Annotated in this window: 19 protein-coding genes, 1 tRNA gene and 1 pseudogene; 7 read left to right on the top strand and 14 right to left on the bottom strand. The window is 72.2% G+C overall.

What is annotated here, in order from left to right; genetic code table 11:
• The first annotated feature begins 11 nt into the window (after positions 1–11).
• Positions 12–2,033 (top strand): annotated as a pseudogene (locus V6D49_RS19155) (ABC transporter permease/substrate-binding protein).
• Complete coding sequence (gene rbsK, locus V6D49_RS19150) at positions 2,030–2,980, top strand: ribokinase (protein WP_340564137.1); 951 nt, start codon at positions 2,030–2,032, stop codon at positions 2,978–2,980. Before V6D49_RS19155 ends, rbsK begins: the two are co-directional and overlap by 4 nt.
• 100 nt (positions 2,981–3,080) lie before the next feature.
• On the opposite strand, the gene V6D49_RS19145 is transcribed toward rbsK, so the two are convergent.
• A complete protein-coding gene (locus tag V6D49_RS19145; RefSeq protein ID WP_340561405.1) occupies positions 3,081–4,526 on the bottom strand; it encodes a S28 family serine protease in 1,446 nt (481 codons plus the stop codon).
• A 137-nt stretch (positions 4,527–4,663) separates the two neighbouring features.
• On the opposite strand from V6D49_RS19145, the gene V6D49_RS19140 reads away from it, so the two are divergent.
• Positions 4,664–5,149, top strand: coding sequence for an NUDIX domain-containing protein (locus V6D49_RS19140; protein WP_340561403.1), 486 nt, complete (start codon positions 4,664–4,666; stop codon positions 5,147–5,149).
• A 10-nt stretch (positions 5,150–5,159) separates the two neighbouring features.
• Here the strand turns inward: V6D49_RS19140 and V6D49_RS19135 are convergent, their stop codons facing one another.
• From V6D49_RS19135 to V6D49_RS19110, 6 genes are all read right to left on the bottom strand, one after another.
• On the bottom strand, positions 5,160–6,344 hold the full coding sequence (locus V6D49_RS19135) for an ABC transporter ATP-binding protein (protein ID WP_340561402.1): 1,185 nt from the start codon (positions 6,342–6,344) through the stop codon (positions 5,160–5,162).
• 4 nt (positions 6,345–6,348) lie between these two features.
• Entirely contained in the window at positions 6,349–7,191 is an 843-nt protein-coding gene (locus V6D49_RS19130) for a carbohydrate ABC transporter permease (protein WP_340561400.1), read from the bottom strand.
• Entirely contained in the window at positions 7,191–8,039 is an 849-nt protein-coding gene (locus V6D49_RS19125) for a carbohydrate ABC transporter permease (protein WP_340564135.1), read from the bottom strand. Before V6D49_RS19125 ends, V6D49_RS19130 begins: the two co-directional genes overlap by 1 nt.
• Positions 8,040–8,104: 65 nt before the next feature.
• Positions 8,105–9,484, bottom strand: coding sequence for an ABC transporter substrate-binding protein (locus tag V6D49_RS19120; protein ID WP_340561398.1), 1,380 nt, complete (start codon positions 9,482–9,484; stop codon positions 8,105–8,107).
• Between the two features lie 168 nt (positions 9,485–9,652).
• A complete protein-coding gene (locus V6D49_RS19115) occupies positions 9,653–13,579 on the bottom strand; it encodes an ABC transporter ATP-binding protein (RefSeq protein WP_445330549.1) in 3,927 nt (1,308 codons plus the stop codon).
• Positions 13,580–13,657: 78 nt separating this feature from the next.
• Positions 13,658–14,455 carry an ATP-binding protein gene (locus tag V6D49_RS19110; RefSeq protein WP_340561396.1) on the bottom strand — a complete coding sequence of 266 codons (798 nt, stop codon included), beginning with the start codon at positions 14,453–14,455 and terminating at the stop codon, positions 13,658–13,660.
• A gap of 196 nt (positions 14,456–14,651) precedes the next feature.
• Between V6D49_RS19110 and V6D49_RS19105 the strand changes: the two genes are divergently transcribed.
• Together V6D49_RS19105 and V6D49_RS19100 are read left to right on the top strand one after the other, a co-directional pair.
• Entirely contained in the window at positions 14,652–14,948 is a 297-nt protein-coding gene (locus V6D49_RS19105) for a DUF397 domain-containing protein (RefSeq protein ID WP_340561394.1), read from the top strand.
• Positions 14,949–15,034: 86 nt separating this feature from the next.
• Complete coding sequence (locus tag V6D49_RS19100; RefSeq protein ID WP_340561392.1) at positions 15,035–15,937, top strand: helix-turn-helix domain-containing protein; 903 nt, start codon at positions 15,035–15,037, stop codon at positions 15,935–15,937.
• Between the two features lie 24 nt (positions 15,938–15,961).
• Here the strand turns inward: V6D49_RS19100 and gdhA are convergent, their stop codons facing one another.
• Positions 15,962–17,293: an NADP-specific glutamate dehydrogenase gene (gene gdhA / locus V6D49_RS19095; RefSeq protein ID WP_340561390.1), complete on the bottom strand. Its 1,332-nt coding sequence runs from the start codon at positions 17,291–17,293 to the stop codon at positions 15,962–15,964.
• Between the two features lie 626 nt (positions 17,294–17,919).
• Positions 17,920–18,900 carry an agmatinase gene (speB, locus tag V6D49_RS19090; RefSeq protein WP_340561388.1) on the bottom strand — a complete coding sequence of 327 codons (981 nt, stop codon included), beginning with the start codon at positions 18,898–18,900 and terminating at the stop codon, positions 17,920–17,922.
• A gap of 114 nt (positions 18,901–19,014) precedes the next feature.
• Between speB and V6D49_RS19085 the strand changes: the two genes are divergently transcribed.
• Entirely contained in the window at positions 19,015–19,842 is an 828-nt protein-coding gene (locus tag V6D49_RS19085) for a phosphatase (protein WP_340561386.1), read from the top strand.
• Positions 19,843–19,893: 51 nt separating this feature from the next.
• Here V6D49_RS19085 and V6D49_RS19080 read toward each other — a convergent pair whose 3' ends face one another.
• Positions 19,894–20,784: an acyl-CoA thioesterase gene (locus tag V6D49_RS19080; protein ID WP_340561384.1), complete on the bottom strand. Its 891-nt coding sequence runs from the start codon at positions 20,782–20,784 to the stop codon at positions 19,894–19,896.
• A 7-nt stretch (positions 20,785–20,791) separates the two neighbouring features.
• The gene (locus V6D49_RS19075; protein WP_340561382.1) at positions 20,792–21,949 is read right to left on the bottom strand and encodes an acyl-CoA dehydrogenase family protein; all 1,158 of its coding nucleotides are present in this window, start codon (positions 21,947–21,949) and stop codon (positions 20,792–20,794) included.
• Positions 21,950–22,115: 166 nt separating this feature from the next.
• On the opposite strand from V6D49_RS19075, the gene V6D49_RS19070 reads away from it, so the two are divergent.
• A complete protein-coding gene (locus tag V6D49_RS19070; RefSeq protein WP_340561380.1) occupies positions 22,116–22,484 on the top strand; it encodes a signal peptidase I in 369 nt (122 codons plus the stop codon).
• Positions 22,485–22,647: 163 nt separating this feature from the next.
• Here V6D49_RS19070 and V6D49_RS19065 read toward each other — a convergent pair.
• The 3 genes from V6D49_RS19065 to V6D49_RS19055 all read right to left on the bottom strand — a co-directional run bounded on the left by V6D49_RS19065 (position 22,648) and on the right by V6D49_RS19055 (position 24,725).
• A tRNA-His gene (locus tag V6D49_RS19065) sits at positions 22,648–22,720 on the bottom strand.
• A gap of 126 nt (positions 22,721–22,846) precedes the next feature.
• Positions 22,847–23,446, bottom strand: coding sequence for an oligoribonuclease (orn, locus tag V6D49_RS19060; protein ID WP_340561378.1), 600 nt, complete (start codon positions 23,444–23,446; stop codon positions 22,847–22,849).
• A 37-nt stretch (positions 23,447–23,483) separates the two neighbouring features.
• Complete coding sequence (locus V6D49_RS19055) at positions 23,484–24,725, bottom strand: helix-turn-helix domain-containing protein (protein WP_340561376.1); 1,242 nt, start codon at positions 24,723–24,725, stop codon at positions 23,484–23,486.
• Positions 24,726–25,078: the final 353 nt, after the last annotated feature.

Here is a 25,078-nt window from a genome sequence, read left to right as displayed (position 1 = left end):
GAGGCACCTCGGTGACCACCGATGTGAAGAGAACCGGGCCGGACGGCGGTCCGGGCGGGCCGGCCGGCGGGAAGTCCTCCGGCGGCGTGCCGCCGGTGCTGCTGCGGGTGTTCCGGGACAACGGCGCGCTGACGGCCCTGATCGCCCTGGTCGCCGTCATGTCGCTGATGTCCCCGGACTTCCTCAACACCGGCAACCTGCTCAACGTCGGCGGGCAGGCCGCGGTGACGGCCGTCCTGGCGTTCGGCGTCACCTTCGTCATCGTCTCGGCGGGCATCGACCTGTCGGTGGGCTCGGTGGCGGCCCTGTCCGCCATGGTGCTGGCCTGGACGGCGACGACGCAGGGCCTGCCGGTGTGGCTGGCCGTGCTGTTCGCGCTGGGCACCGGGTTGGCGTGCGGGCTGGTGAACGGGCTGATGGTGGCCTACGGACGGCTGCCGTCGTTCATCGCGACCCTCGCCATGCTCTCGGTCGCCCGGGGGCTCGCCCTCGTCGTCTCCCAGGGCAGCCCGATCGCCTTCCCCGACCCGGTCTCGACGCTGGGGCGGACGCTCGGCGGCTGGCTCCCGGTGCCCGTTCTGGTGATGGCGGGCATGGCCGTCGTCGCCGCCGTCGTCCTCAACCTCACCTACAGCGGCCGGTCGATGTACGCGATCGGCGGGAACGAGGAGGCCGCCCGGCTGTCGGGCATCCGGGTGCCCCGGCAGAAGCTGGTGATCTACGGGCTGTCCGGCACGTTCGCCGCCGTCGCGGGCATCGTGCTGGCCTCCCGGCTGGCGTCCGCCCAGCCGCAGGCGGCGGCCGGGTACGAACTGGACGCCATCGCGGCGTGCGTCATCGGCGGCGCGAGCCTGTCCGGCGGGGTGGGGCGCGCGTCGGGGACGCTGATCGGCGCGCTCATCCTCGCGGTGCTGCGCAACGGCCTCAACCTCCTCAGCGTGTCGGCGTTTTGGCAACAGGTTGTCATCGGGGCGGTTATTGCGCTGGCAGCACTAGTCGATACACTCCGTCGCCGTACATGATCGATCCGTACCGACAGCACGTGCACTACCTCCCTTTGTTAGCCGCCGATAGCAAGGAAACTGAGGCAAGTAGCCATGCGTACCACCAGACTCCCCCTCGCCGCCGTCGCCGCCGTCCTGGCCCTGACGGCCACCGCGTGCGGTGACGGCTCCGCAGCCGACGACGGGAGCGCCCCGATCGAGATCGGGATGTCGATATCGACGCTCAACAACCCGTTCTTCGTGGAGTTGCAGAAGGGTGCCGAGGCCCAGGCCAAGGACTCCGAGATCGACCTGACCATCACGGACGCCCAGAACGACTCGGCCACGCAGGCCAACCAGATCCAGAACTTCACCAGTCAGAACATGAGCACCATCATCATCAACCCGGTGGACTCCGACGCCGCCGGTCCCTCCGTGAAGGCCGCCGGGAACGCCGACATCCCCGTCGTCGCGGCCGACCGCGCCGTCAACGGCGCCGAGGTGAACACGACGGTGGCCTCCGACAACGTGCAGGGCGGTGAACTGGCCGCGGAGAAGCTCGCCGAGGAGATGGGCGAGGAGGGCAAGGTCGTCGTCCTGCGCGGCATCGCCGGCACCTCCGCCTCGCGCGAGCGCGGCGAGGGCTTCGAGAAGGGCATCGCGCGGTTCCCGGACATCGAGGTCGTCGCGCAGCAGCCGGCCGACTTCGACCGGGCCAAGGGCCTGGACGTCATGACCAACCTCCTCCAGGCGAACCCGGACGTGACCGGCGTCTTCGCGGAGAACGACGAGATGGCGCTCGGCGCCGTGAAGGCCCTGGGCGAGCGGGCCGGCTCCACCGTGACCGTGGTCGGGTTCGACGGCACGGCCGACGGGCTGAAGGCCGTCAAGGCCGGCACGATGGCGGCGACGGTCGCCCAGCAGCCGGACGAGCTGGGCCGGATGGCCGTCCGCAACGCCGCGCGGCTGGCCCGCGACGAGGACGTGGACGAGGAGATCAAGGTGCCGGTGAAGATCGTCACCGAGGAGAACGTGGAGTCGTTCCTCTGACCGGCACGGCGCACACGACGGACGCCCCGCGCCGCCCGCTCGACGTCCTGGTCGTCGGCTCGGCCAACGCCGATCTGGTCACCGTCGTCGAGCGGCATCCGGCACCCGGTGAGACCGTGCTCGGCTCCGACCTCGCCGTCCACCCGGGCGGCAAGGGGGCCAACCAGGCGGTCGCCGCCGCCAGGTTGGGCGCGCGGGCGGGGCTGCTGGCCCGGGTCGGCGACGACGCGCACGGGCGGCTGCTCACCGCGTCCCTGGCGGACGCCGGGGTCGAGACCGGCGCTGTGCTGACGGGCGGGGCGCCCACCGGCGTCGCGCTCATCGCGGTGGACGGGCGGGGCGACAACACCATCGTCGTCTCCCCCGGTGCGAACGGCCGGCTCACGCCCGCCGACGTGGCCGCCGCCCACGAGGTGCTGTCCGCCGCCGCCGTCGTCTCGCTCCAGCTGGAGATCCCGCCCGAGTCGGTGGCCGCCGCCGTCCGGGCGGCCGTGGCCGCCGGCACACGGGTGGTGCTGAACCCCTCACCGCCCGCTCCGCTGCCGCCGGACGTGCTGGCCGCGTGCGATCCGCTGGTCGTCAACGAGCACGAGGCGCGGGCGCTGTTGCGCTCCCCGACCGGGGACGCACCGGCCGCCGACCCGTCCGACGCGGCCGGCCGGGCGGAGGCGCTGCGGCGACGCGGCCCGCGCGGCGTCGTCGTGACGCTCGGGGCGGCGGGCGCCCTGGTCTGCGACCCGCAGGGAACCGAGCACGTCCCGGCCCCCGCCGTCGAGGCGGTGGACGCCACGGGTGCGGGTGACGCGTTCACCGGTGCCCTCGCCTGGCGCCTCGCGCTCGGCGAGGACCTGGCGACGGCCGTGCGGTTCGCCGTGCGGGTCGGGGCCGCGTCCGTCACCCGCCGCGGGGCGCAGACCTCCTACCCGGCGGCCGACGCCCTCCCGTGAGCCCGGCTCCGGACACACGCCGGCCCCGGCGCGCTGCTCGCGTGCCGGGGCCGGGGTGTGGTGCGGGCGGGGCGCACGCCGTGCGACCCGCCCGCCGGGGTCACGGCAGGCCGATCGGCGTCCGCTCCACCATCGGACGGTCGAGCTTCGCGTCGTAGGGGGCCAGCGGTGCGGCGTCGCCGCCCGCCGAACGGGCCGACGGACGGCTTTCGTCCGCCACTCCGGCCCAGCGCAGCACGGCCTCGGTGGCCACGGCGCGCTCGTCCTCGGTCAGCGCGGCGATGTTGGCGCCGTGGTTGGCGCCCGGGGCGGTGAAGACGTAGGAGTCGTCGGCGCGCGGGCCGACGCGGAACGGCTCCGCGCCCCACGGGTCGTTCTCACCGTTGACGAACAGCATCTCCGAGGACCGCCAGCGGACCCAGCGGTCGATGTCCTTCATCGCGTGCCGGTCGAACCGGGGCATGGGGATGTCGTCGGGCACCGCGTTGCTCGGGTGGTAGACGTCCGGGTAGCGCAGCAGGCCCCGCAGGTGCGAGGGGGTGCGCAGCGTCGGATAGCCCAGCTCGGTGGCCGCCTGGTAGTAGTACGGCGTGTACGGCAGCATCCCCTGGTCGGTGTAGAACGCGAAGCCGGAGATCTGGTCGATGTAGTCGTACAGCTCGTCCGTCGTGGCGTCCGTCGTCGGGGCGTCCAGGCAGTCGGCCGCGTCCTGGTACTGGAAGTAGGCCCACACGAAGTCGAGCACGACGACCTCGAAGGCCCGGTCCGTCGTCTCGTACAGCTCGAAGGTGTAGCCCCCCTCCTCGGCCCACTTCTCGTAGCGGTTGACCATCTCGTCGCGCCGCAGGAACGCCTCGCGCTGGATGCCGTTCAGCCGCTCGCGGCACTCCTCGGTGGCGACGTTGCGGAAGAACCGGTCGTAGGCGGTGTTGTTGCGGACGTTGGTGTTGTTGGGCGCGACGTAGGCGACCGTGCCGTCCATGTCCTGCGGGTAGAAACGGCGGTAGTAGGTGGCCGTCATGCCGCCCTTGCTGCCGCCGGTGGAGATCCAGTTCCGGTCGTAGATGTCGTCCAGCGCGTTGTGTATGCGGTGCTGGTCGGTGGCCGCCTGCCAGATGTCGAGCTTGGACCAGTCGGCCGGCTCGGGGCGGGAGGGCGTGAAGAACCGGTACTCCATGGAGACCTGGTTCGCGTCCGCGATCCGCGTCGGCTCGCTGCGGGCCGGGTTGGTGTTCAGGCCGTAGCCGGAGGTGAAGAAGACGGTGGGGCGGTCCTCGGACTTGTGCAGGAGCGAGATCCGCTGCTCGAACGTCCCCTTCCAGGGCCGACGGTGGTCCACCGGCTGCTGGTACCCGAGGACGAAGAACCGGTACCCGCTGACCGGCTTCTCCTCGATGAGCCGCATCCCGTCGATGTCGAGGATGCGGTCCTTGACGTCGGGAACGCCGGGTTCTGCCGTGGTGACGGCCCCCGCCGACGCGGTACCGGTACTCACCGTGCCGATCAGCACGGCGAGAGCCAGCACCCATCTGAGCGCTGCGCGCATGTACAACTCCCCATGGGGTGTGGGTAGGTAGGGTCGCCGCGAACCTATCCGCCGATCGGCGCGATCACCACCCCCCGCCGGGCGGCGCCGTCGTTGGTGTCGGCGGCGGTGTCGGCGGCCGGGCATAGGGTCACGGCATGAATGACATGGGTGACGTGGAGGACGCGCTGGCCACCGGGCCGCGGAACATGCGGCTGCTCCGGTTCGACCCGCTGGAGGAGGGTGCGCGGGACGCGGACTACGTCCTGGTGGCGCTGTGGCACGGGGAGGCACTGCTGCTGGTGAAGGTACGGGAGCGGGCGTGCTGGGAGCTGCCCGGCGGCAAGGTCGAATCGGGCGAGAGCGCCCGTCAGGCGGCGGTGCGCGAGCTGCTGGAGGAGACGGGGCAGCGACCTCCGGCCCGGACACTGCGGTTCGCCGGGTACGCGACGACGGCGATCGGCCCGGCCCAGACCGTGCTGTGCGGTGCGGTGTTCACCGCGCGCACCGAGCGCCCGGAGGCGTTCACCCCGACCGACGAGATCGCCGCGACGCACTGGTGGGACGGTGTGGCGGAGCTGCCCGACGGCGCGTTGCAGACCGTGGACACGTACCTGGCCGAGCTGGTGCGGCCGGGTACGTGATCCGGGCGCCTCAGCCCTCGTAGGTGAGGTTGTCCCCGGAGTTCGGGTCGAAGAGGACGAGGCGGTCCGGGTCGAACCACACGTTCAGCTCGGCGTTCTCCCGGGCGTCGGAGGTGGCCGAGAGCCGGGTGACGAGCTGTGCGGTGCCGCCGGTGGCCAGGTCGGCGGAGCCGGTGACGTCGGCGAGGTCCTGGAGCTGCTGGGCGCGCACCCCTTCCGTCTCCAGGGCGAAGTGCGCGTACTTCTCCGAGCCGAGGGACTCCAGCACGTCGACGGTCGCGGTGAAGGTGCGGCCCTCCTCGCGGGCGTGCTCCTCCACCAGCGCCGCGTCCTCGAAGTGCTCGGGACGCAGGCCCACGATGAGTTCGCGCGGCGCGTCCGCGGCCTCCAGGTGCCGCCGCACCCGGTCGGTGAGGGGCACGTCCCCGAGCGGCGTCGAGAGGTGCCCGTCCTCGACGACGGCGGTCAGGAAGTTCATCGACGGCGAGCCGATGAACCCGGCGACGAACAGGTTCGAGGGCTGGTCGTAGAGGTGCTGCGGTGAGCCGATCTGCTGGACGTGCCCGGCCTGGAGGACGACGATGCGGTCGCCGAGCGTCATCGCCTCCGTCTGGTCGTGGGTGACGTAGACGGTCGTGGTGCCCAGCTGCTTCTGCAACCGGGAGAGGGAGGTGCGCATCTGGCCGCGCAGCTTGGCGTCGAGGTTGGACAGCGGCTCGTCCATGAGGAACGCCTTGGGCTCGCGGACGATCGCGCGTCCCATGGCGACGCGCTGCCGCTGGCCGCCGGAGAGGTTGGCGGGGCGACGGTCCAGGTGCTCGGTCAGGTCGAGGATGCGGGCGGCCTCCTCGACCCGGCGCCGGACCTCCTCCTGCGGCGCCCTGGCCAGCCGCAGCGGGAAGGCCATGTTCTCCCGCACGCTCATGTGCGGGTACAGGGCGTAGGACTGGAAGACCATCGCGATGTCCCGGTCCTTCGGCGCGCGCTCGTTCATCCGCTCGCCGTCGATGCGCAGTTCGCCCGTGGTGATGTCCTCCAGACCCGCCACCATGTTGAGCGTGGTCGACTTGCCGCAGCCCGAGGGCCCGACGAGGATCACGAACTCGCCGTCGCCGACCGTCAGATCGATGTCGGACACCGCGAGCGCGCCGTCCGGGTACCGCTTGGAAACCTTGTCGAGAACGATCTCAGCCATGTTGCTACCCCTTGACGGCGCCGGAGGTCAGCCCAGCGACGATGCGGCGCTGGAAGAAGAGCACGAACAGGACGATCGGCACGGTGATCACCACGGCCGCGGCCGAGATGGTGCCCGTCGGGTCCTCGAACTGGGAGGAGCCGGTGAAGAACGACAGGGCCGCCGGGACCGTACGGGACGCCTCCGACGAGGTCAGCGAGATCGCGAACAGGAAGTCGTTCCAGCAGAAGATGAACACCAGGATCGCGCTGGTGAACACCCCCGGCGCGGCCAGCGGCGCGATCACCCGACGGAAGGCCTGGGCGGGCGTGGCGCCGTCCATCTTCGCCGCCTTCTCCAGCTCCCAGGGGATCTCCCGGAAGAAGGCCGACAGCGTGTAGATGGCCAGCGGCAGCGAGAAGGTGATGTAGGGCAGGATCAGGCCGGGCCAGGTGTCGAACAGGCCCAGTTCCCGCTCGATGTTGAACAGCGGGGTGACGAGCGAGATCTGCGGGAACATCGCGATGAGCAGCGACACCCCGACCAGCGCCCGCTTGCCCGGGAACTCCAGCCGGGCGACGGCGTAGGCCGCCATCGTCGCCAGGGCGACGGCGATGAACGTGGCGATGAGCGCGATCCCGATGGAGTTGATCAGCGCCCGCACGAACTCGTCCGTTTGGAAGATGTCCCCGTAGTTGGCGAGCGTCCAGTCGCGGGGAAAGAGGTTCCCGTCGGTGACCGTCTCCTTGGTCTTGAAGGAGAGCGAGGCGATCCACAGCACCGGCAGCAGCGCGTAGACGATCACCACCACGTTGACGAAGGTCCACCAGGTCTTGCGCCGACCGGGCGACGCGGTCTCCACGGGCATCAGCGCCCACCTCCCTGTGCGCTGCTCCCGGGCGCCGCCGTGCCGAACAGCTTGACGAAGACGAACGCGATGATCGCCACCGCGATGAAGATGAGCACCGACATCGTCGAGCCGATGCCCAGGTTCAGCCCCTGGATGAGATTGCTGTAGGTGATCATCGAGACGGACGAGGTGTCGTTGGCGCCGGACGTCAGGATGAAGATGTTGTCGAAGACGCGGAACGCGTCGAGTGTGCGGAAGAGCAGCGCCACCAGGATGGCCGGCTTCATGACCGGCAGCGTCACCTTCACGAACCGCTGCCACACCCCGGCGCCGTCCATGGCCGCCGCGCGCAGCAGGTCGTCGGGGACGAGGGCGAGCCCGGCCAGCAGCAGCAGCGCCATGAACGGCGTCGTCTTCCACACCTCGGCGAGGATGATGATGGCCAGCGACGCCGCCCGTTCGGTCAGCGGTGCCGAGCCCGGGGTGACGGCCTCGGCGAGATAGCCGGTGTTCGGCGTCCAGGCGTAGAACCAGGAGAACGCGGCGACGACGGTGACGATGCCGTACGGGATCAGGGTCACCGTCCGCACCAGACCGCGCGCGAGCAGGGTGCGGTGCATCGTGATGGCCAGGGCCATGCCCAGCACGAGCTCGATCGTCACCGAGACGACGGTGATGAACAGCGTCACGCCGAACGCCGTCCACCAGTAGGAGTTGGTGAGGACGACGGCGTAGTTCTCCAGGCCGATGAACTCCTGCTGCCCGGGGAAGCGCAGGTCGTAGCGGTGCAGGGAGAGGTAGACCGAGTACACGATGGGCCAGCCGGTGACGGCGACCATGACCAGGGCGGCCGGCGCGCACAGCATCCAGGCCAGGCGCCGCTCGGACTTCTTCCCCTCGCTGTGGGCGCCGCGCAGGACGCGGGTGGACGTCACGGGAGCACCCCCTGCGACTTCAGCGCGGCGTCGAGCTCCTCGCGCAGCGTGTCGGCCGTCTGCTCGGGATCGATGGCCGAGGGCGGGGAGAGGATCTTGGCCGTCACGATGGAGAGGTTCTGGTAGACGGGGGTGAGCGGTCGCACGGCGGCGTCCTCCAGGGCGGCACGGATGGTGTCCTTGGGCGGGTACGCCATGTCCATGGTCGGGTTCGTCTCCGGGTCGGCCGGCTCCGAGGGATCGAGCGGCGTCTCGTCCTCGTACACGCTCTCCAGACTCGGCGGGAGCCCGGAGCGCAGGGCCTGGAACTTCTGGCTCCGGGCGCTGCGCAGGCAGAGCGTGGCGTCGAAGGCCTCGTCCCGGTGGCGCGAGTAGGTGCTCACCGCCAGGTTGTAGCCGCCGACGGTGACGCGGCTCTCCCCGCCCTCCTCGAAGGACGGGTAGCGGGCCCATTGGAAGTGCTCCACCTCCTCCGGCTTCTCGGCCGCGTAGGAGGCGTAGACGAACGGCCAGTTGAACTCGAAGGCGCCCTGCCCGGCTTGGAAGGCCAGCCGCACCTGGTCCTCCTGCATGTTCGTCAGGGACGGGCTGGTGACGCCGGAGGTGGTGATCTCCTTCAGCAGGCGCAGCGCCTCCACCACGCCCTCGTCGACGACGGCCTCCGTGCCCTCCTCGTTGAGCAGCTGCCCGCCAGCGGAGGCGACGAGGCTGTTGAAGAACACCACCAGGCCCTCGTACTGGGCGCCGGTGAACAGCAGGCGGTAGGGCTCCCCCTCGTCCTTGAGCCGCTGCGCCGTCGCGAGCGTCTCCTCCCACGTCCGCGGCGGCTCGGGAGTGATGCGGTCGTCGTACCAGAGGAGCTGGACGTTGGTGTTCTTCGGCGCGGCGTAGACCGCGTCCTGCCAGAGCACCGTGCGCAGCGGCCCCGGGAGCACCCCCTCGGTCGCCTGCTCGCGGCGCTCCCCCGTCCACTCCACGATCCAGCCCGCCTCGGCGAACTCCGGCACCCAGGTGACGTCGAGCCCGAGGATGTCCAGGCCCTTGTCCTCGGCCGCCAGCCGCCGGACCATCTGCTCACGCTGCCCGTCCGCCTCGCGCGGGAGCTGGTTGTAGACGATGCGGTAGCGGCCGTCCGCCTCCTCGTTGCACCGGTCCACGACCTGCTGGAGGTTCTCCTCGGGCGCGGTGTAGAAGTTCAGCACCGTTCCGCCGTCCTCCGAGCCGCAGCCGGCGAGCAGGCTCGCCGCGAGCAGCGCCGCTCCCCCTACGCGGCCGACGCGCCCCGGCGGGCGGGGCCCCACCCGTCCCCGGGCCGCCGGACCGTTCGGGGGCGGGTGAAGCTGCGCCCTCCCGGTCGCTCCCCACGCCTTCACCATCCCGGGCCTCCTCGCCCGCGCCAGCAGACGCGACACGCTCGCGGTGTGCCGGCCGGATGCGCGGCACGCTGCCCCTGTCTGTGCCACGTGTCACGGGACCTACACCCTGAGTAGGGCTCATTCGGCCCGTATGCGCCGTGCGGTCACCGGGCGCCGGTGCGGGAGGCGTCAGACGCGGGAGGGCGCCGGGGCGCCGGTGAACGTGCGCCACAGCGCCGCGTAGCGCCCGTCCGCGGCGAGGAGCTCCGCGTGCGTGCCGTCCTCGACGACCCGTCCGTGGTCCAGGACGATCACCCGGTCGGCCCGCTGCGCGGTGGTGAGCCGGTGGGCGACGACGAGGGTGGTGCGACGCCCGGCGAGCCGGTCGGTGGCCTGGTTGACCAGCGCCTCGGTGGCCAGGTCCAGCGCGGCCGTCGCCTCGTCGAGCAGCAGGATCGCCGGGTCGACCAGCTCGGCGCGGGCGAGCGCGATGAGCTGGCGCTGGCCGGCCGACAGGTTGCGGCCGCGCTCCCCCACGGCGTGGAGGTAGCCGCCGGGCAGGGAGGCGATCATGTCGTGCGCGCCGACCGCCCGGGCGGCGGCCTCCACCTCGGCGTCGGTGGCCTCCGGCCGGCCGTAGGCGATGGCGTCCCGCACGGTGCCGGGGAAGAGGAACGGCTCCTGCGGGACGACCCCCAGGTGGCTGCGGTAGGCCGTCAGGTCCAGGTCCCGGACGTCGGCGCCGTCGACGAGGACCCGGCCCCCGGTCACGTCGTAGTACCGGGCCACCAGCTTGACCAGGGTGGACTTCCCGGCGCCCGTCTCGCCGACGAAGGCCACCGTCTGGCCCGCCGGGATGGTGAGGTCGAGCCCTTCCAGGGCCGCCTCGGCCAGCGGGGTGCCGTCGGCCGAGCGGTAGTGGAAGCGGACGTCGTCGAAGGTGATCTCCCCGCGCGGCCGACCGGGCTCCACCGGCTCGGCGGCGGCCGGGGTGCTCGTGCGCTCGCGGAGCAGCTCACGGATGCGGCCCAGCGAGACGACGGCCTGCTGGTAGCCGTCGAAGACCTGGGAGAGCTGCTGCACCGGGGCGAAGAACAGCTCGATGTAGAGCAGGTAGGCGACGAGCGCGCCCGCCGTGAGGGTGCCGGCCGCGACGCGGTCGGCACCCACGATGAGGACGGCCGCCGTGGCCAGCGCCGCGAGGAGCTGGACGAAGGGGAAGTACACCGAGACCAGCCACTGCCCGCGCACCCGGGCCCGGCGGTAGCCGTCGCTGCGGCGGGCGAAGCGGTCGGTGCCCAGGTGCTCGCGGCGGAACGCCTGCACCATGCGCAGCCCGGCCACCGACTCCTGGAGGTCGGCGTTGACGACGCTGACCCGCTCCCGGGCCAGCTCGTACGCCTTGACCGACTGCCGCCGGAAGAACACCGTGCCCACCACGAGCGGCGGCAGCGTCGCGAAGACGACCAGGGCGAGCTGCAGGTCGATGACGAGCAGGACGCCCAGGATGCCGAAGAAGCTGATGATCGAGACGAAGGCGGTGACCAGGCCCGTCTGGAGGAACGTGGACAGGGCGTCGACGTCGGTCGTCATCCGGGTCATGACCGCGCCGCCGAGGTGACGCTCGTAGTAGTCGAGGCCGAGGCGCTGCAACTGGGCGAAGATCTTCAGCCGCAGGGCGTAGAGCACCCGCTCGCCGGTGCGGCCGGTGAAGCGGATGGCGGCGTACTGCGAGGCCCACTGCCCGACGACGACCAGGAGCGCGAAGACCGCCGCCGTCCACACGGCCGCCAGGGCCGAGCGGTTCACGCCCTCGTCGATGCCGTGCCGGATCAGGACGGGGAGCGCCAGCATGGCCACGGCGTCCAGGGCGACGAAGACCAGCGCGAAGGCGAGCGGGCGGCCGAAACCGGCCAGCAGGTGGCGCAGCCCGTAGCCGCCCTCGCCCTGCGGTCCGCTCCGCTCGGCGCCCTCCTCGTCGACCTCGGGGACGTCCGTGGCGGGCGGCAGGGCGGCGACCTTGGCCAGCAGCTCGGGGCTGCCGGGTGAGGCCGCCAGCTCGGCGCCCCAGGAGCCGGGCCGCCCGCTCTGCGCGGCCAGGGTGCCCGTGCCCGCCGCCCCGGCCGCGTCCGCGTCGCCGGACCCCTCCGGGCGCGCCCACAGCTCGGGCGTGATGCCGTCCACCGTGCGGTGGCCGTCGTGCGCCGCCTGCCCGGCCGGGTCGCGCGCGATGTCGCCCAGCTCGTCGGGGTCGGTGAGGAGCCGACGGTAGAGCGGGCAGCGCGCGGTCAGCTCCTGGTGGGTGCCGGCGTCCACGAGCCGACCCCGGTCGAGCACCGCGATCCGGTCGGCGAGCGCGAGGGTGGACTGCCGGTGGGCGATGAGCAGGGTCGTCCGGCCGCGCATGACGCTGCGCAGGGCCTCGTGGATCTCGTGCTCGATGCGGGCGTCCACGGCGGAGGTGGCGTCGTCGAGGATCAGCAGCCGGGGGTCGGTGAGGATCGCCCGGGCCAGGGCGATGCGCTGGCGCTGCCCGCCGGAGAGGGTCAGGCCCTGCTCGCCGACGACGGTGTCGTAGCCCTCGGCCAGCTCCTCGATGAAGCCGTCGGCCTGGGCGGCGCGGGCGGCGGCGCGTATCTGCGCGTCCGTGGCGTCGGGAGCGCCGAAGGCGATGTTCTCCCGGACGGAGGAGGAGAACAGGAAGCTGTTCTCGGGCACCAGGCCGATCGCCGAGCGCAGGGAGGCCAGCGTCAGGTCCCGCACGTCGTGCCCGCCGACGCGGACGGCGCCGCCGGTGACGTCGTAGTAGCGCGGCAGCAGCATCGACACCGTCGACTTGCCGCTGCCGCTGGTGCCCACCACGGCGAGGGTCTCGCCCGGCCGCACCCGGAGGCTGACGCCGTCCAGCACGGGGTGGTCCGGGTCGTAGCCGAAGGTGACGCGGTCGAACTCGACGGACGCCGGGGCGTCGGCGGGCAGCTCGTGGGCGTCGGGCCGCTCGGTCATCTGCGGCTCGGTGTCGATGAGGTCGTAGACGCGCTCCACGCCGGCGCGGGCCTGCTGCCCGATCGTCAGCATGGCCGCGAGCATCCGGACGGGGCCGACCAGCTGCGCGAGGTAGGTGGAGAACGCGACGAAGGTGCCCAGCGTGATCGAGCCGTTCACCGCCATCCAGCCGCCCAGCGCCAGCATGGCGACCTGGCCCAGGGAGGGCAGGGACTGCAGGGCCGGGGTGTAGCGGGCGTGGAAGCGCAGGGTGCGCAGCCGCGCCGCGTACAGCACCCGGCTGACGGCGCGCAGCTTGGCCTTCTCCTGGCCCTCCTGCCCGAAACCCTTCACGACACGGACGCCGGTGATCGCGCCGTCCACCACCGAGGCCACCGCACCGGCCTGCTGCTGCGCGTACCAGGTCGCCGGGAAGAGCCGGGCCCGGCTGAGGGAGGCGATCCACCACAGCAGCGGGAAGACGGCGAGGGAGACGAGGGTGAGCAGCGGGGAGAGGGCCACCATGACGACGAGCGCGACGGCGAACAGCAGCACGTTGCCGATCATCATGGGGACCATGAAGAGCAGGCTCTGCACGAGCTGGAGGTCGCTGGTGCCCCGGCCGACGACCTGCCCGGTGGACAGCTCGTCCTGACGGCGGCCGTCGAGCCGCACGAGGGCCCGGTACATGTCCGTGCGCAGGTCGTGCTGGACGTCCAGGGCGAGCCGGCCGCCGTAGTAGCGGCGCACGAAGGTCAGCGCGTAGACGACGACGGCGGCGCCGATCAGCAGGGTGATCCACCGCGGCATGTCCGCCGTACGACCTGCGGCGACGTCGTCGATGACGGCCTTGGTGATCAGGGGGACGAGAGCCAAGACGCCCATGCCGGCGAGCGAGGCGCCGAGGGCCAGCAGGACGTTGCGCCGGTAGTGCCAGCACTGCCGCGTCAGCCGCCGCGCCCAGCCGGGTGCCGCCGCCCCGGTCCCGGCCGCGCGCCCGTGCTCGGCCCCGGTTCCGGCCTCTTCGCCGGTTCCGGTCTCCGATGGTGCCGTCCCCGTCGTCACGTGGCCCCGCCCTTCCGGTCGTCCTGTCCCGCCGGAAAGCCCCAACGTCCCGGGGCCCGGTTTCATTCCACCTGGTCAGGTCGGTGGTGTCGGGACGGGCGGGTCCGATCGGGTGGTGGCGGGGCGGGCGGCGACGCGGACCGGTCAGAAGCGCGGACGGCCGTCGCTCGGCCGCAGGCCCATGGTGTCCAGCCAGGTGGGGCGGCCACCGCAGAGGATCTCGGACAGGAGGAGGAGCCGGGTCAGCCCGTCCCACTCGGCCTCGTCCTGGAGGTCGGCGACGCACTCGATGCCGTCGGGGGCGATGACGGCGGCGGTGTGGTCGGCGGGCTCGACGGTGTCGGTGTCGGCGGGGGCCGAGAAACGGGCCCACACGGCCTTGCCGCTGGCGCCGGGGGTCGTCCACCCCCAGTCGTCGGAGAGGTGGTCGACGATCTGGAGGCCGCGCCCGCCCTCGGCGAGGTCGTCCGCGTCGCGCACGGCCGGCGCGGTGGTGCCGGGGTCGATGACGGCGCACAGGACGGTGCCGCCCTGCCGGAGCAGGCTCAGCATCACGGGCTGGGCCGTGGGCGGGTCCCACGGCTCGGCGCTGTGGCACAGCGCGTTCGTGACCATCTCCGACACGGATATCGCTATGTCGTCGGTCAGCTCCTCCAGGCCCCAGCCGCGCAGCGCGGCGCGGGCGTAGGCGCGGGCCTGGCCGGGCGAGCGGGGCCCGCACTCCAGCGTCCAGGCGGCGAAGGCCGATGTGTCGACGGGCGCGACGGGCGCGACAGGGGCGGCGGGGGGCGCGGGCCGGACGGAGGGCTTCGTCAGGGACCAGGGGCCGGGCCCGGCCGGGCTGTCGGCGCCGCCTGGTCCGCAGGGGTTCCGGGAACTGTACGAGAGGCCGCCGGACGTGTCGGGGGCAGCGGTAGCCGCCCACCTAGCCGGTTGAGTCATCGTCCAACCCCGCAGCCGTTGTCTCCGTGGCGCTCACGTCGCTGGGAACACTCTTGCGTGTTCCATCCTGTGGCAACTGTACTTACGGCTGCAAGTGCGGATGCAAGTACAGATGCAATTACGGGGGTTCCTGAGGCAGTATTCAGCCAGAGATCATGGTGGTACTGAAGTGACAAAAGAGGCAGAAGTGGCAGGTATGACAGGCACGGCACTCCCCACGACGGCGGCGTACGGCACCGACACCCCCGAGGACGGCACCGGCGCCAACGGCGTGCCGGCCGACCGGCTGCTCGGCGTCAGATGGCGCAAGAGCCGACGCAGCAACCCCAGCGGCAACTGCGTGGAGGTGGCCGAACTGCCGGGCGGCCGCGTCGCCGTACGCAACTCCCGGTTCCCCACCGGGCCGGCGCTGATCTACACCGAGGCGGAGATCACCGCCTTCATCCTGGGCGCCAAGGACGGCGAGTTCGACGACCTCGTGACCGGCCGCTGACCCGTTGTACAGTCCGCTCCCGTAATGGGAGACTTGGCGGCCGTCCCCTTACCACCAGCACCACAGAGCCCGCAGGAGCAGGCGTGATGTCAGCCCAACCCGAGTACGACTCCTCGGTCCGTCGGCTCCTGGCCCAGCCGCGCGGCGGGCCGACGGTGCTGCGCATCGTGCTCGGCACCCACCTGCGGCGGATGCGGGAGGCCAGCGGCATCACCCGGGAGGCCGCCGGGGACGCGATCCGCGGCTCGCACGCCAAGATCAGCCGGCTCGAGCTCGGCCGCGTCGGCTACAAGGAGCGGGACGTCGCGGACCTGCTCACGCTCTACGGCGTGCACGACCCCGAGCAGCGCGAGGAGTTCCTCACCCTCGCCCGGCACGCGAACAACCCGGGATGGTGGCACCAGTACGGGGACGTGCTGCCCGGGTGGCTGGAAACGCTCCTCGGTCTGGAGGAGGCCGCCTCCCTGATCCGGACGTACGAGGTCCAGTTCGTGCCCGGCCTCCTCCAGACGGCCGCGTACGCCAGGGCCGTCACCCTGCTCGGCCACGGCCGGGCCGGGGACGCCGAGATCGAACGCCGGGTACGGCTGCGGATGCGCCGCCAGGAGTGCCTGACGCGGGAGCACGGCCCCCGGCTGTGGGCGGTCATCGACGAGGCCGCCCTGCGGCGCCCGCTCGGCGGCCCCGAGGTGATGCGCGGGCAGATCAGGCACCTGCTCGACGTCGCCGAACGGCCGAACGTCACCCTCCAGGTGGCGCCCTTCAGCATCGGCGGCCTGGCGGCGGCCGGAGGCCCGGTGACGCTGCTGCGGTTCACCGAGCCGGACCTCCCCGACATCGTCTACCTGGAGCAGCTCACCAGCGCCCTCTACCTCGACAAGCGGGCCGAGGTGGAGACGTACATGGTCGTGATGGACCGCCTGTGCGCGGCCGCCGACACCCACGCGCGCACGACGGAGTTCCTGCGCCGGCTGCTCACGGAGCTGTGAGGCCCGTGCGCAGCCGGGCCCGGCTCAGATGAGGCCCTGGGCGAGCATCGCGTCGGCCACCCGCTCGAAGCCGGCGGCGTTGGCGCCGAGCACGTAGTCGCCCGGCGCCCCGTACCGTTCGGCGGTCTCGTGGCAGGTGGCGTGGATGTCGCGCATGATGCCCGTCAGCGCCTCCTCCACCTCCTCGTGCGTCCACGGCGTTCGGGCGGCGTTCTGGCGCATCTCCAGAGCGCTGGTGGCCACCCCGCCCGCGTTGGCGGCCTTGCCGGGGCCGAAGGCCACGCCCGCCTCCGTGAACGCCGTGACGGCCTCGGGCGTGCAGGGCATGTTGGCGCCTTCCGAGACGGCCTTCACGCCCGCCTGGACGAGCGCGGCGGCGGCCCGGCCGTCCAGTTCGTTCTGCGTGGCGCAGGGCAGGGCCACGTCCGCCGGGACGTCCCAGACGCTGCCGCCGGACACGTGGCGGGCCGAGGAGCCGCGCCGCTCGACGTAGTCGCTGAGCCGGCCCCGCTCGACCTCCTTGACCTGCCGCAGCAGCTCGACGTCGACACCCTTCTCGTCCACCACGTAACCGCCCGAGTCGGAGCAGGTCAGGACGTGGGCGCCGAGGGCCTGGGCCTTCTCGACGGCGTAGATCGCGACGTTCCCGGAGCCGGAGACGGTGACCTGCTGGCCGTCCAGCTCCTCGCCGCGCACCCGCAGCATCTCGGCGGCGAAGAGCACGGCGCCGTAGCCGGTGGCCTCCTTACGGGCCAGGGAGCCGCCCCAGCCGGGCGCCTTGCCGGTGAGCGCGCCGGCCTCCCAGCGGTTGGTGACGCGGCGGTACTGGCCGAAGAGGTAGCCGATCTCGCGACTGCCGACGCCGATGTCGCCGGCCGGGACGTCCGTGTGCTCGCCCAGGTGGCGGTACAGCTCGGTCATGAAGGACTGGCAGAAGCGCATGACCTCGGCGTCGGACCGGCCGCGCGGGTCGAAGTCGCTGCCGCCCTTGCCGCCGCCGATGCCGAGCCCGGTGAGCGCGTTCTTGAAGATCTGCTCGAAGCCGAGGAACTTCACGATGCCGAGGTTGACGGAGGGGTGGAAGCGCAGCCCGCCCTTGTACGGGCCGAGCGCGCTGTTGAACTCGACGCGGAAGCCCCGGTGGACCTGGATCCGACCGGCGTCGTCCTGCCACGGCACGCGGAACATCAGCTGCCGCTCCGGCTCGCAGATCCGCTCGACGATCCGCGCCTCCACCAGTTCGGGACGGGCCCGCAGCACCGGGCCGAGGGTGTCCAGCACCTCGTGGACCGCCTGGTGGAACTCGGGCTCACCCGGGTTGCGCCGCAGGATCTCGTCGTACAGCTCGTCGCGCATCGCGTGGCATCCTCTCCCTCGGCCTCCGTCTCCGCCGACCGTAGAGGCCTCGGAGGGACGTCGGGCCAAACTGTCGCACACCCCACAAGGGCGTCGGGAGGGCGGGCACCGGGTCGGGGGACGGGCGGGGCGGCCGGGACGTCGCGGCGGAAAAGGGAACGGCCCCGGAGAGTCAGGCCTCTCTCCAGGACCGTTCCGGCGGGGCGTCGCGCTGGTGGCACTTGACGGGCCAGCACCCCCCACAGGGCCAGCACCGCCGCCTAGCGTCTTCGACACCCCGTCCCGCGGGATTACGTGAGGGAGTCTGGTCGATAATCACCACGGTTTGCACATCGACCGAACAGAATCAGTAACGTTGTGTGTTAAATGAGTGGCAGGAAGTAATACACCTACCAGTTGGTAACCGAACGCTCGCAAGCTCCCTACCAGCGGTAATGTGCCAGACGCTGGGCACGATGCCCAACAGGACCTGTCAACGGCGGCTTACAGGCCGCCGGGAACACGGCCGAAACACGTCGGTCACCCTGCCGAAATCATGGCCTTCCAGTGCACCGTGCACATGCGCGCGGCCCATGCGGCCGTCCGACGGCCTCAGCACCGGACGGCGTCACCGTCGGAGCCCTCCGTCAGCGGCCCGCCGCGATCTGCCGGGACATGATCGTCGTCAGCTCGTACGCCGTGTGGGACGCCGCGACGGAGGTGATCTCGGCGTGGTCGTACGCCGGCGCCACCTCCACCAGGTCGGCGGAGACCAGATGGCACCCGGCGAGGCCGCGCAGGATCTCCAGCAGCTCGCGCGAGGTGAGGCCGCCCGCCTCGGGCGTGCCCGTACCCGGCGCGTGGGCGGGGTCCAGCACGTCGATGTCGATCGAGATGTACAGCGGGCGGTCCCCGATGCGCTGGCGCAGCTGGTCGGTGACCTCGTCGACGCCGCGCCGCATGACGTCGGCGGAGGTGACGATGCCGAAGCCCATCTTCTCGTCGTCGTCCAGGTCCTTCTTCCCGTACAGCGGGCCCCGGGTGCCCACGTGGGACAGCGCCGAGGTGTCGAGGACGCCCTCCTCCACCGCGCGGCGGAACGGCGTGCCGTGGGTGTACTCGGCGCCGAAGTAGGTGTCCCAGGTGTCCAGGTGGGCGTCGAAGTGCAGCAGGGCCACCGGCCCGTGCCTGCGGGCCACCGAGCGCAGCAGCGGCAGCGCGATGGTGTGGTCGCCGCCCAGTGTCATCATGCGGGCGCCGCTGTCCAGGATCTCGTCGGCGGCGGCCTGCACCGTCTCGACGGCCTCGTCGATGTTGAACGGGTTCACCGCGATGTCGCCGGCGTCCGCCACCTGGGCCAGGGCGAAGGGGGAGGCGTCCTGGGCCGGGTTGTAGGGGCGGAGCAACCGGGAGGCCTCGCGGATCGCGTTGCCGCCGAAGCGGGCGCCGGGCCGGTAGGACACGCCCGAGTCGAAGGGGACGCCGACCACCGCGACGTCCGCGCCGCCGACCTCGTCCAGCCGCGGCAGCCGGGCGAAGGTGGCCGGGCCGGCGTAGCGCGGGACGCGGGAGGAGTCGACGGGACCGACGGGACGGCCGGAGGGGTGGGGGCTCGTCTCACTGCTCATACGCGCGAGGGTAGGTGGCGCGCGGGCGTCCCTGACATGGACGTTTCTGAGCGGAGAGGTGCCGGGTTTTGGACACATGGTCCATCGACCGCACGTACGGGCGACAATGGCGGCATGCCCGCACCCATGGAACCGCCCGTCGGCCCCCCGCCCCCGCAGCCCCCCGTGCCCACCCGCGCGGAGCTGGTCGAGCACCTGCGGCACACCCGCATCGCCGGGGACGTCGCGACACCGCGCGAGAACAACCTGGCGCACTTCCGGGCGCTGGCCAACGGGGACCGCTACTACTGGTTCGGGCTCGAACTGGGCGACCGCTGGACCGACGAGCAGGACGTGCTGGCCGTCATGGCGGAGCGGGTGGGGGTCGTCGACGACCCGGAGCACCGCGCCGGACAGGACACCATCGACCCGGACCTCACCGTGGACGCCCTGGAGCGGGCCGCCGTGCGGCTGCGCAAGGCCGCCGACGCGGGTGAGCGGGTCCTCTTCGCCACCGGCCACCCGGGCGGGCTGCTCGACGTGCACCGCAGCGTGGCCGCCGCGCTCCGCGTCGCCGGGTGCCACGTCGTCCGGGTGCCGCTGGGCCTGGTGGCCGACGAGGGCGTCGTCGTCCAGCTCGCCGACGTCGCCATGCACGAGCGCGGGGCGACCCTGTGGCACACCCACTCCCCCGAGCCGATGCGGGCCATCCTCGACGCCCTGCCCCGGCACGGCGAGCCGCTGCCCGACCTCGTCCTCGCCGACCACGGATGGGCCGGGTACGCCGGGCAGCAGGGGCTCGACACGGTCGGCTTCGCCGACTGCAACGACCCGGCGCTCTTCCTCGCCGAGGCCGAGGGCACCCTCGCGGTGGCGGTACCGCTCGACGACCACGTGGTGAACCCGCGCTTCTACGAGCCCATGACCGCCTACCTGCTGGCCGCCGCCGGGCTCGCGCTCTGACGTCCGCCGGGCCGACAAGGGGTCCAGGGGGGCCAGGGGTCCAGGAGGGTGTCAGCGCGAGCGGGGGACGCGGACGGCGCCCTCCTGGATGACGGAGGCCACCAGGCGCCCGTCCGCCGTGTAGATGCTGCCCTTGCCGAGCCCCCGGCCGCCCTGCGCGGTGGGGCTCTCCTGGTCGTACAGCAGCCACTCGTCGGCCCGGAAGGGGCGGTGGAACCACATCGCGTGGTCGAGGCTGGCCCCGACGACGTCCCCGACCGTCCAGCCGCCCCGGCCGTGCGCGAGCAGGACCGAGTCCAGCAGCGTCATGTCCGAGACGTAGGTGGCCAGGCAGATGTGCAGCATCGGCTGGTCACGCTCGCCGTCCAGCTTGCCGTTGGTGCGGAACCACACCTGTGAGCGCGGCTCGGCCGGGCCCCTCCCGGCGGCGGCGTACGGCGGCTCGTTGACGTAGCGCAGGTCGACGGCCGCGCGGGCCTCCGCCAGCCGCTCGGCGACGCTGGGGTCGGAGAACAGGTGCGCGTGCCGGGGCAGCAGCTCGGCGGCCGTCGGCAGCGACTCCGGGTCGGGCGCGTCGGGCATCGGCGCCTGGTGCTCCAGCCCCTCCTCGCGCACCTGGAAGGACGCGGAGAGGTGGAAGATCGGCTGCCCGTGCTGGACGGCGACCACCCGCCGCGTGGTGTAGGAACGCCCGTCGCGGATGCGGTCGACGTTGTAGACGATGGGCGCGCCGGGATCCCCCATCCGCAGGAAGTAGGCGTGCAGCGAGTGCGCGGGGCGCTCGGCGGGCACGGTGCGCCCTGCGGCCACCAGGGCCTGCGCGGCCACCTGCCCGCCGAACACCCGCGGGATGATCGCGGAGCGGCTGGCGCCTCGGAAGATGTCCTGCTCGATCCGCTCCAGGTCGAGCAGATCGAGCAGGGACGCCAGAGCCTCGCTCACCGCTGGTTCACAGCCCCATCGACTTCGCGACGATCGAGCGCATGACCTCGCTCGTCCCGCCGTAGATGCGCGTCACGCGGGTGTCCGCGTACAGCCGGGCGATCGGGTACTCGCGCATGTAGCCGTAACCGCCGTGCAGCTGGAGGCAGCGGTCGATGACCTTGGCGGCCAGCTCGGTGGTGAACAGCTTGGCGGAGGCGGCGTCGGCGGCGGTCAGCTCACCGGCGTCGTGCGCGTCCAGCGCCCGGTCGACGACGGCCTGCATGGCGTCGACGTCGGCCTTGCAGTCGGCCAGGACGAACTTGGTGTTCTGGAAGGACGCGACGGTCTTACCGAAGACGGTCCGGTCGGTGACGTAAGCCTGCGCGAAGCGCACGGCCGCGTCGGCCTGGGCGTAGGCACCGACGGCGATGCCCAGCCGCTCCTGCGGCAGGTTGTGGGCCAGGTAGGAGAAGCCCTTGCCCTCCTCGCCGAGCAGGTCCTCCACCGGCACCTTGACGTCGGTGAAGCTCAGCTCGGCGGTGTCGGAGGTCTTCAGGCCCAGCTTGTCGAGCGTGCGGCCCACCTCGTAGCCCTCGCTGTGCGCGTCGACGACGAGGATGGAGATGCCGCTGCGCCGGTCCTCCGGCGTGGGCGGGGCGGTGCGGGCGCACACCAGCACGCGGTCGGCCTGGACGCCGCCGGTGATGAAGGTCTTGGCACCGTTGAGGACGTAGTGCGTGCCGTCCTCGGAGAGCTTGGCGGTGGTCTTCATGCCCGCGAGGTCCGAGCCGGTGCCCGGCTCCGTCATCGCGATCGCGGTCATCATCCCGCCCGAGACGAAGCCCGGCATCCAGCGGCGCAGCTGCTCCTCGGTGCCGTACTTGAGCAGGTAGGGCAGGCAGAGGGCGGTGTGGACGCTGGAGCCGCCGAAGCTGACCCCGGCGCGCGCGCACTCCTCGCTGATGACGGCGCTGAACTTGAAGCTGCTCTCGCCGGCGCCGCCGTACTCCTCGGGCACCTCGATGCCGAAGACGCCCAGCTCGCCGAGCTTCTTGTAGAGGTCGCGGGGCACCATGCCGTCCTGTTCCCACTGGGGGTAGTACGGGGCGACCTCGTTGGCGACGAACTCCCGGACGGTCTGCCGGAACGCCTCATGGTCCTCGTTGAACACCGTGCGACGCATGGACGCGCCTCCCTCGGGTAGCTGTCGAACGCCTGTCTAAGCGCTTGCTCAGTCGAAGTTACCCAGCGGTCCCACCCGCTGTCCAGAGTCGCACGCCCCCGGCCCGCCCGGTGCTGCGCCCGGCCGTCGGCACCGCCGCCCGGCCCCCCTGCTACCGTCCGCCGACATGGACGACGACGGGGTGTACGTGGGCAGCGCGGGCCGGGACGCCGCACTGGACCGGGGCTGGCTTCTGGGCCACTTCAAGGAGGCCGGCGACCCGCGCCACAGCGAGGCCGTGGAGATCAAGTGGGGGGTGCACCCCGTGGGCGACCGGCGGACGCAGTGGGTGACCGGCGAGACCCGCACCGCCCTCCTCGTCCTCATCAGCGGGCGGTTCCGGCTGGAGTTCCCGGGCCGCAGCGTGACCCTGGCCGAGCAGGGCGACTACGTCGTCTGGGCGAAGGGGGTGGACCACTCCTGGTACGCGGAGGAGGAGTCCGTGGTGCTGACCGTCCGCTGGCCCTCCGTCCCCGGCTACCGCGCTGCGGGCTGACCGCCTGCGGCAGACCGCCCGCAGCGGAACACCCCCCGGCCGGACCCGAGCTGACGGCGCCTCGGCACCGGCCGGTCGGCACCGGCCGTCCGGCGCTGCGTCCGGCCCCGGACACGACGAAGGCCCCTGCCTGGTCTCCCAGCACAGGGGCCTCGCCCTCAAGGGTGAACGACGGGACTTGAACCCGCGACATCCTGGACCACAACCAGGTGCTCTACCAGCTGAGCTACGCCCACCACGTCCGGTCATGCGACCGGCTTCCGCCGACCGCCTGCTGCGGGGCTTCCCGCACCGGCCGGATACGAGTGTACAGGGTCGGGGCGGGTGCTCGCGCACGCCTTTTCGGGGGCGCCCCCGGTGGCTCAGGCCCCGCCCGCGTGGCGGGCGGCGATGGCCTTGGCGGCGTCGGAGTCCGGGCCGGGGGGCGGCACGAAGACCGCCTCCCGGTAGTAGCGCAGCTCGGCGATGGACTCGCGGATGTCCGTGAGCGCCCGGTGGGTGCCGCCCTTCTCGGGGCTGTTGAAGTACGCCTTCGGGTACCAGCGGCGGGCCAGCTCCTTGATCGACGAGACGTCGACGAGCCGGTAGTGCAGGTGGGCGTCGAGCGCCGGCATGTCCCGACTGAGGAAGCCGCGGTCGGTCGCGATGGAGTTGCCGCACAGCGGCGCCCTCCCCGCCTCCGGCACGTGCTCCTGCACATACGCCAGGACCCGGGCCTCGGCGTCGGCGAGTGTGGTGCCGCCGTCGAGGGCGTCCAGGAGCCCCGAGCTCGTGTGCATCGTCCGCACGACGTCCGGCATGGACGCCAGTGCCTCGGCGGGGGGACGGATCACGATGTCCACCCCCTCGCCGAGGATGTTGAGCTCGGCGTCGGTGACCAGCGCGGCCACCTCGATGAGCGCGTCGTCGGTCAGCGAGAGGCCGGTCATCTCGCAGTCGATCCACACCATCCGATCGTTCATGCGGGTAACCCTACGTTGACGGACGCGACGCGCGCCCTCAGCCCGCCCCGTGGCCCCGCTGGCCCGGCACTCTGGCCGCGTACGCCTCGGCGCGCGGCCTGCCGTGCGCCCCTCCCCCGGCCCCCGCGGCGACCAGCGCGGCGTCCGGGAAGCCGGGCGCCCCATGGGCTTCGGAGCGGGCGGGCGGCATCCGGAAGGGGACCGAGGATGGTCCCCCCTCCGGACCGTCCAGCCCGCCCGCGTCGGGGGCCGCCGGGCGGCGGGCCCGGTAGGCGGCGCGGTACGTCGCCGGCGAGGCGCCGAGCTGCCGCCGGAAGTGCCCGCGCAGGGCGACGGGTGAACGGAAGCCGCAGCGCGCCGCGACCTCGTCCACGGAGAACTCGGAGTTCTCCAACAGCCGCTGTGCCTGGAGCACCCGCTGGGTGATCAGCCACTGCAGCGGCGCGCTGCCGGTGAGCGCGCGGAACCGCCGGTCGAAGGTGCGCCTGCTCATGTACGCGCGGGCGGCCAGCGCCTCCACGTCGAACTGCTCGTGGAGGTGCTCCAGCGCCCAGGCGACGACCTCGGCCAGCGGGTCGGTCCCGATCTCCTCGGGTAAAGACCTGTCCAGCCGGTGCAGCTGGCCCACTTCGGCGGCGTTGCCCCGGCGGGGCGGCACGACGAGCCGTCGGGCGAGCGCGCCGGCGGCCTCGGCCCCGTGGTCGCTGCGCACCACGTGCAGGCACAGGTCGATGCCGGCGGCGGTGCCGGCCGAGGTGAGGATGTCGCCGTCGTCCACGAAGAGTTCCCGTGGATCGACGTGGACGGCCGGGTAGCGCTTGGCGAGCGTCGGCGCGTACATCCAGTGCGTCGTCGCCGGACGGCCGTCCAGCAGGCCCGCGGCGGCGAGGACGAACGCGCCCGTGCACAGGCCCATGACGCGGGCGCCCTCCTGGTGGGCGCGGCGCAGCGCCTCCAGAGCGGCCGCCGGTGGTGGTTGGGTGATCGAGCGCCAGGCCGGGACAACGACGGTCCCCGCCCGCGCGATGGCGTCTATGCCATGAGGAGCTGTCAGTTCGAGGCCGCCCGTGGTGCGTAGGGGGCCTTCTTCACCGGCGCATACCAGCAACCGGTACCTGGGTACTCCCGCATCCTGCCGGTCGACGCCGAATACGGAGAGCGGGATCGAGCTCTCGAATATCGGCCCACCGCCGAACAGCAGCACCGCCACGATCTCGCGACGCCGCCGGGCGGTCAGTTTCCGGACGGGCGCGGGGCCGTGCGATGGGTCCTGGCTCATGTGGTCAAGCCCCCCTCAGTGGTCGCTTTCCTCTCGGTGTTGCACGGTTTCCCCCGCCGTGGTTCTCCAAGATCGAATCTACTGTGTCGTAGGCATCCGCAGTGACAAGTTCATCACTCAGTGCTTTGTCGACAACACAACGTGGCGTGAAGCATTCGATCACGTTGCGTTGCATCCGTCGACGCCCCGTGGGGGAGCGGGAGGCGCCCCGGCGGTGCTGCGTATGGTGCGTTCACGGGTTGCACTCCTTTCACTCCTGGTAGGGCGGCCAGCGTCCACGATTCTGCCAAGGTGTGTACCACGTTCGGAAGTTGGCCGAAAAGAGCGCCTGACAGGGGCTTCCGGCTCCGTGA

The organism is Streptomyces sp. GSL17-111 (genome assembly GCF_037911585.1).
Taxonomy (GTDB): Bacteria; Actinomycetota; Actinomycetes; order Streptomycetales; family Streptomycetaceae; genus Streptomyces.
Note: the sequence above shows the minus strand (reverse complement) of the source record. Positions and strands in the feature narration are given on the sequence as shown.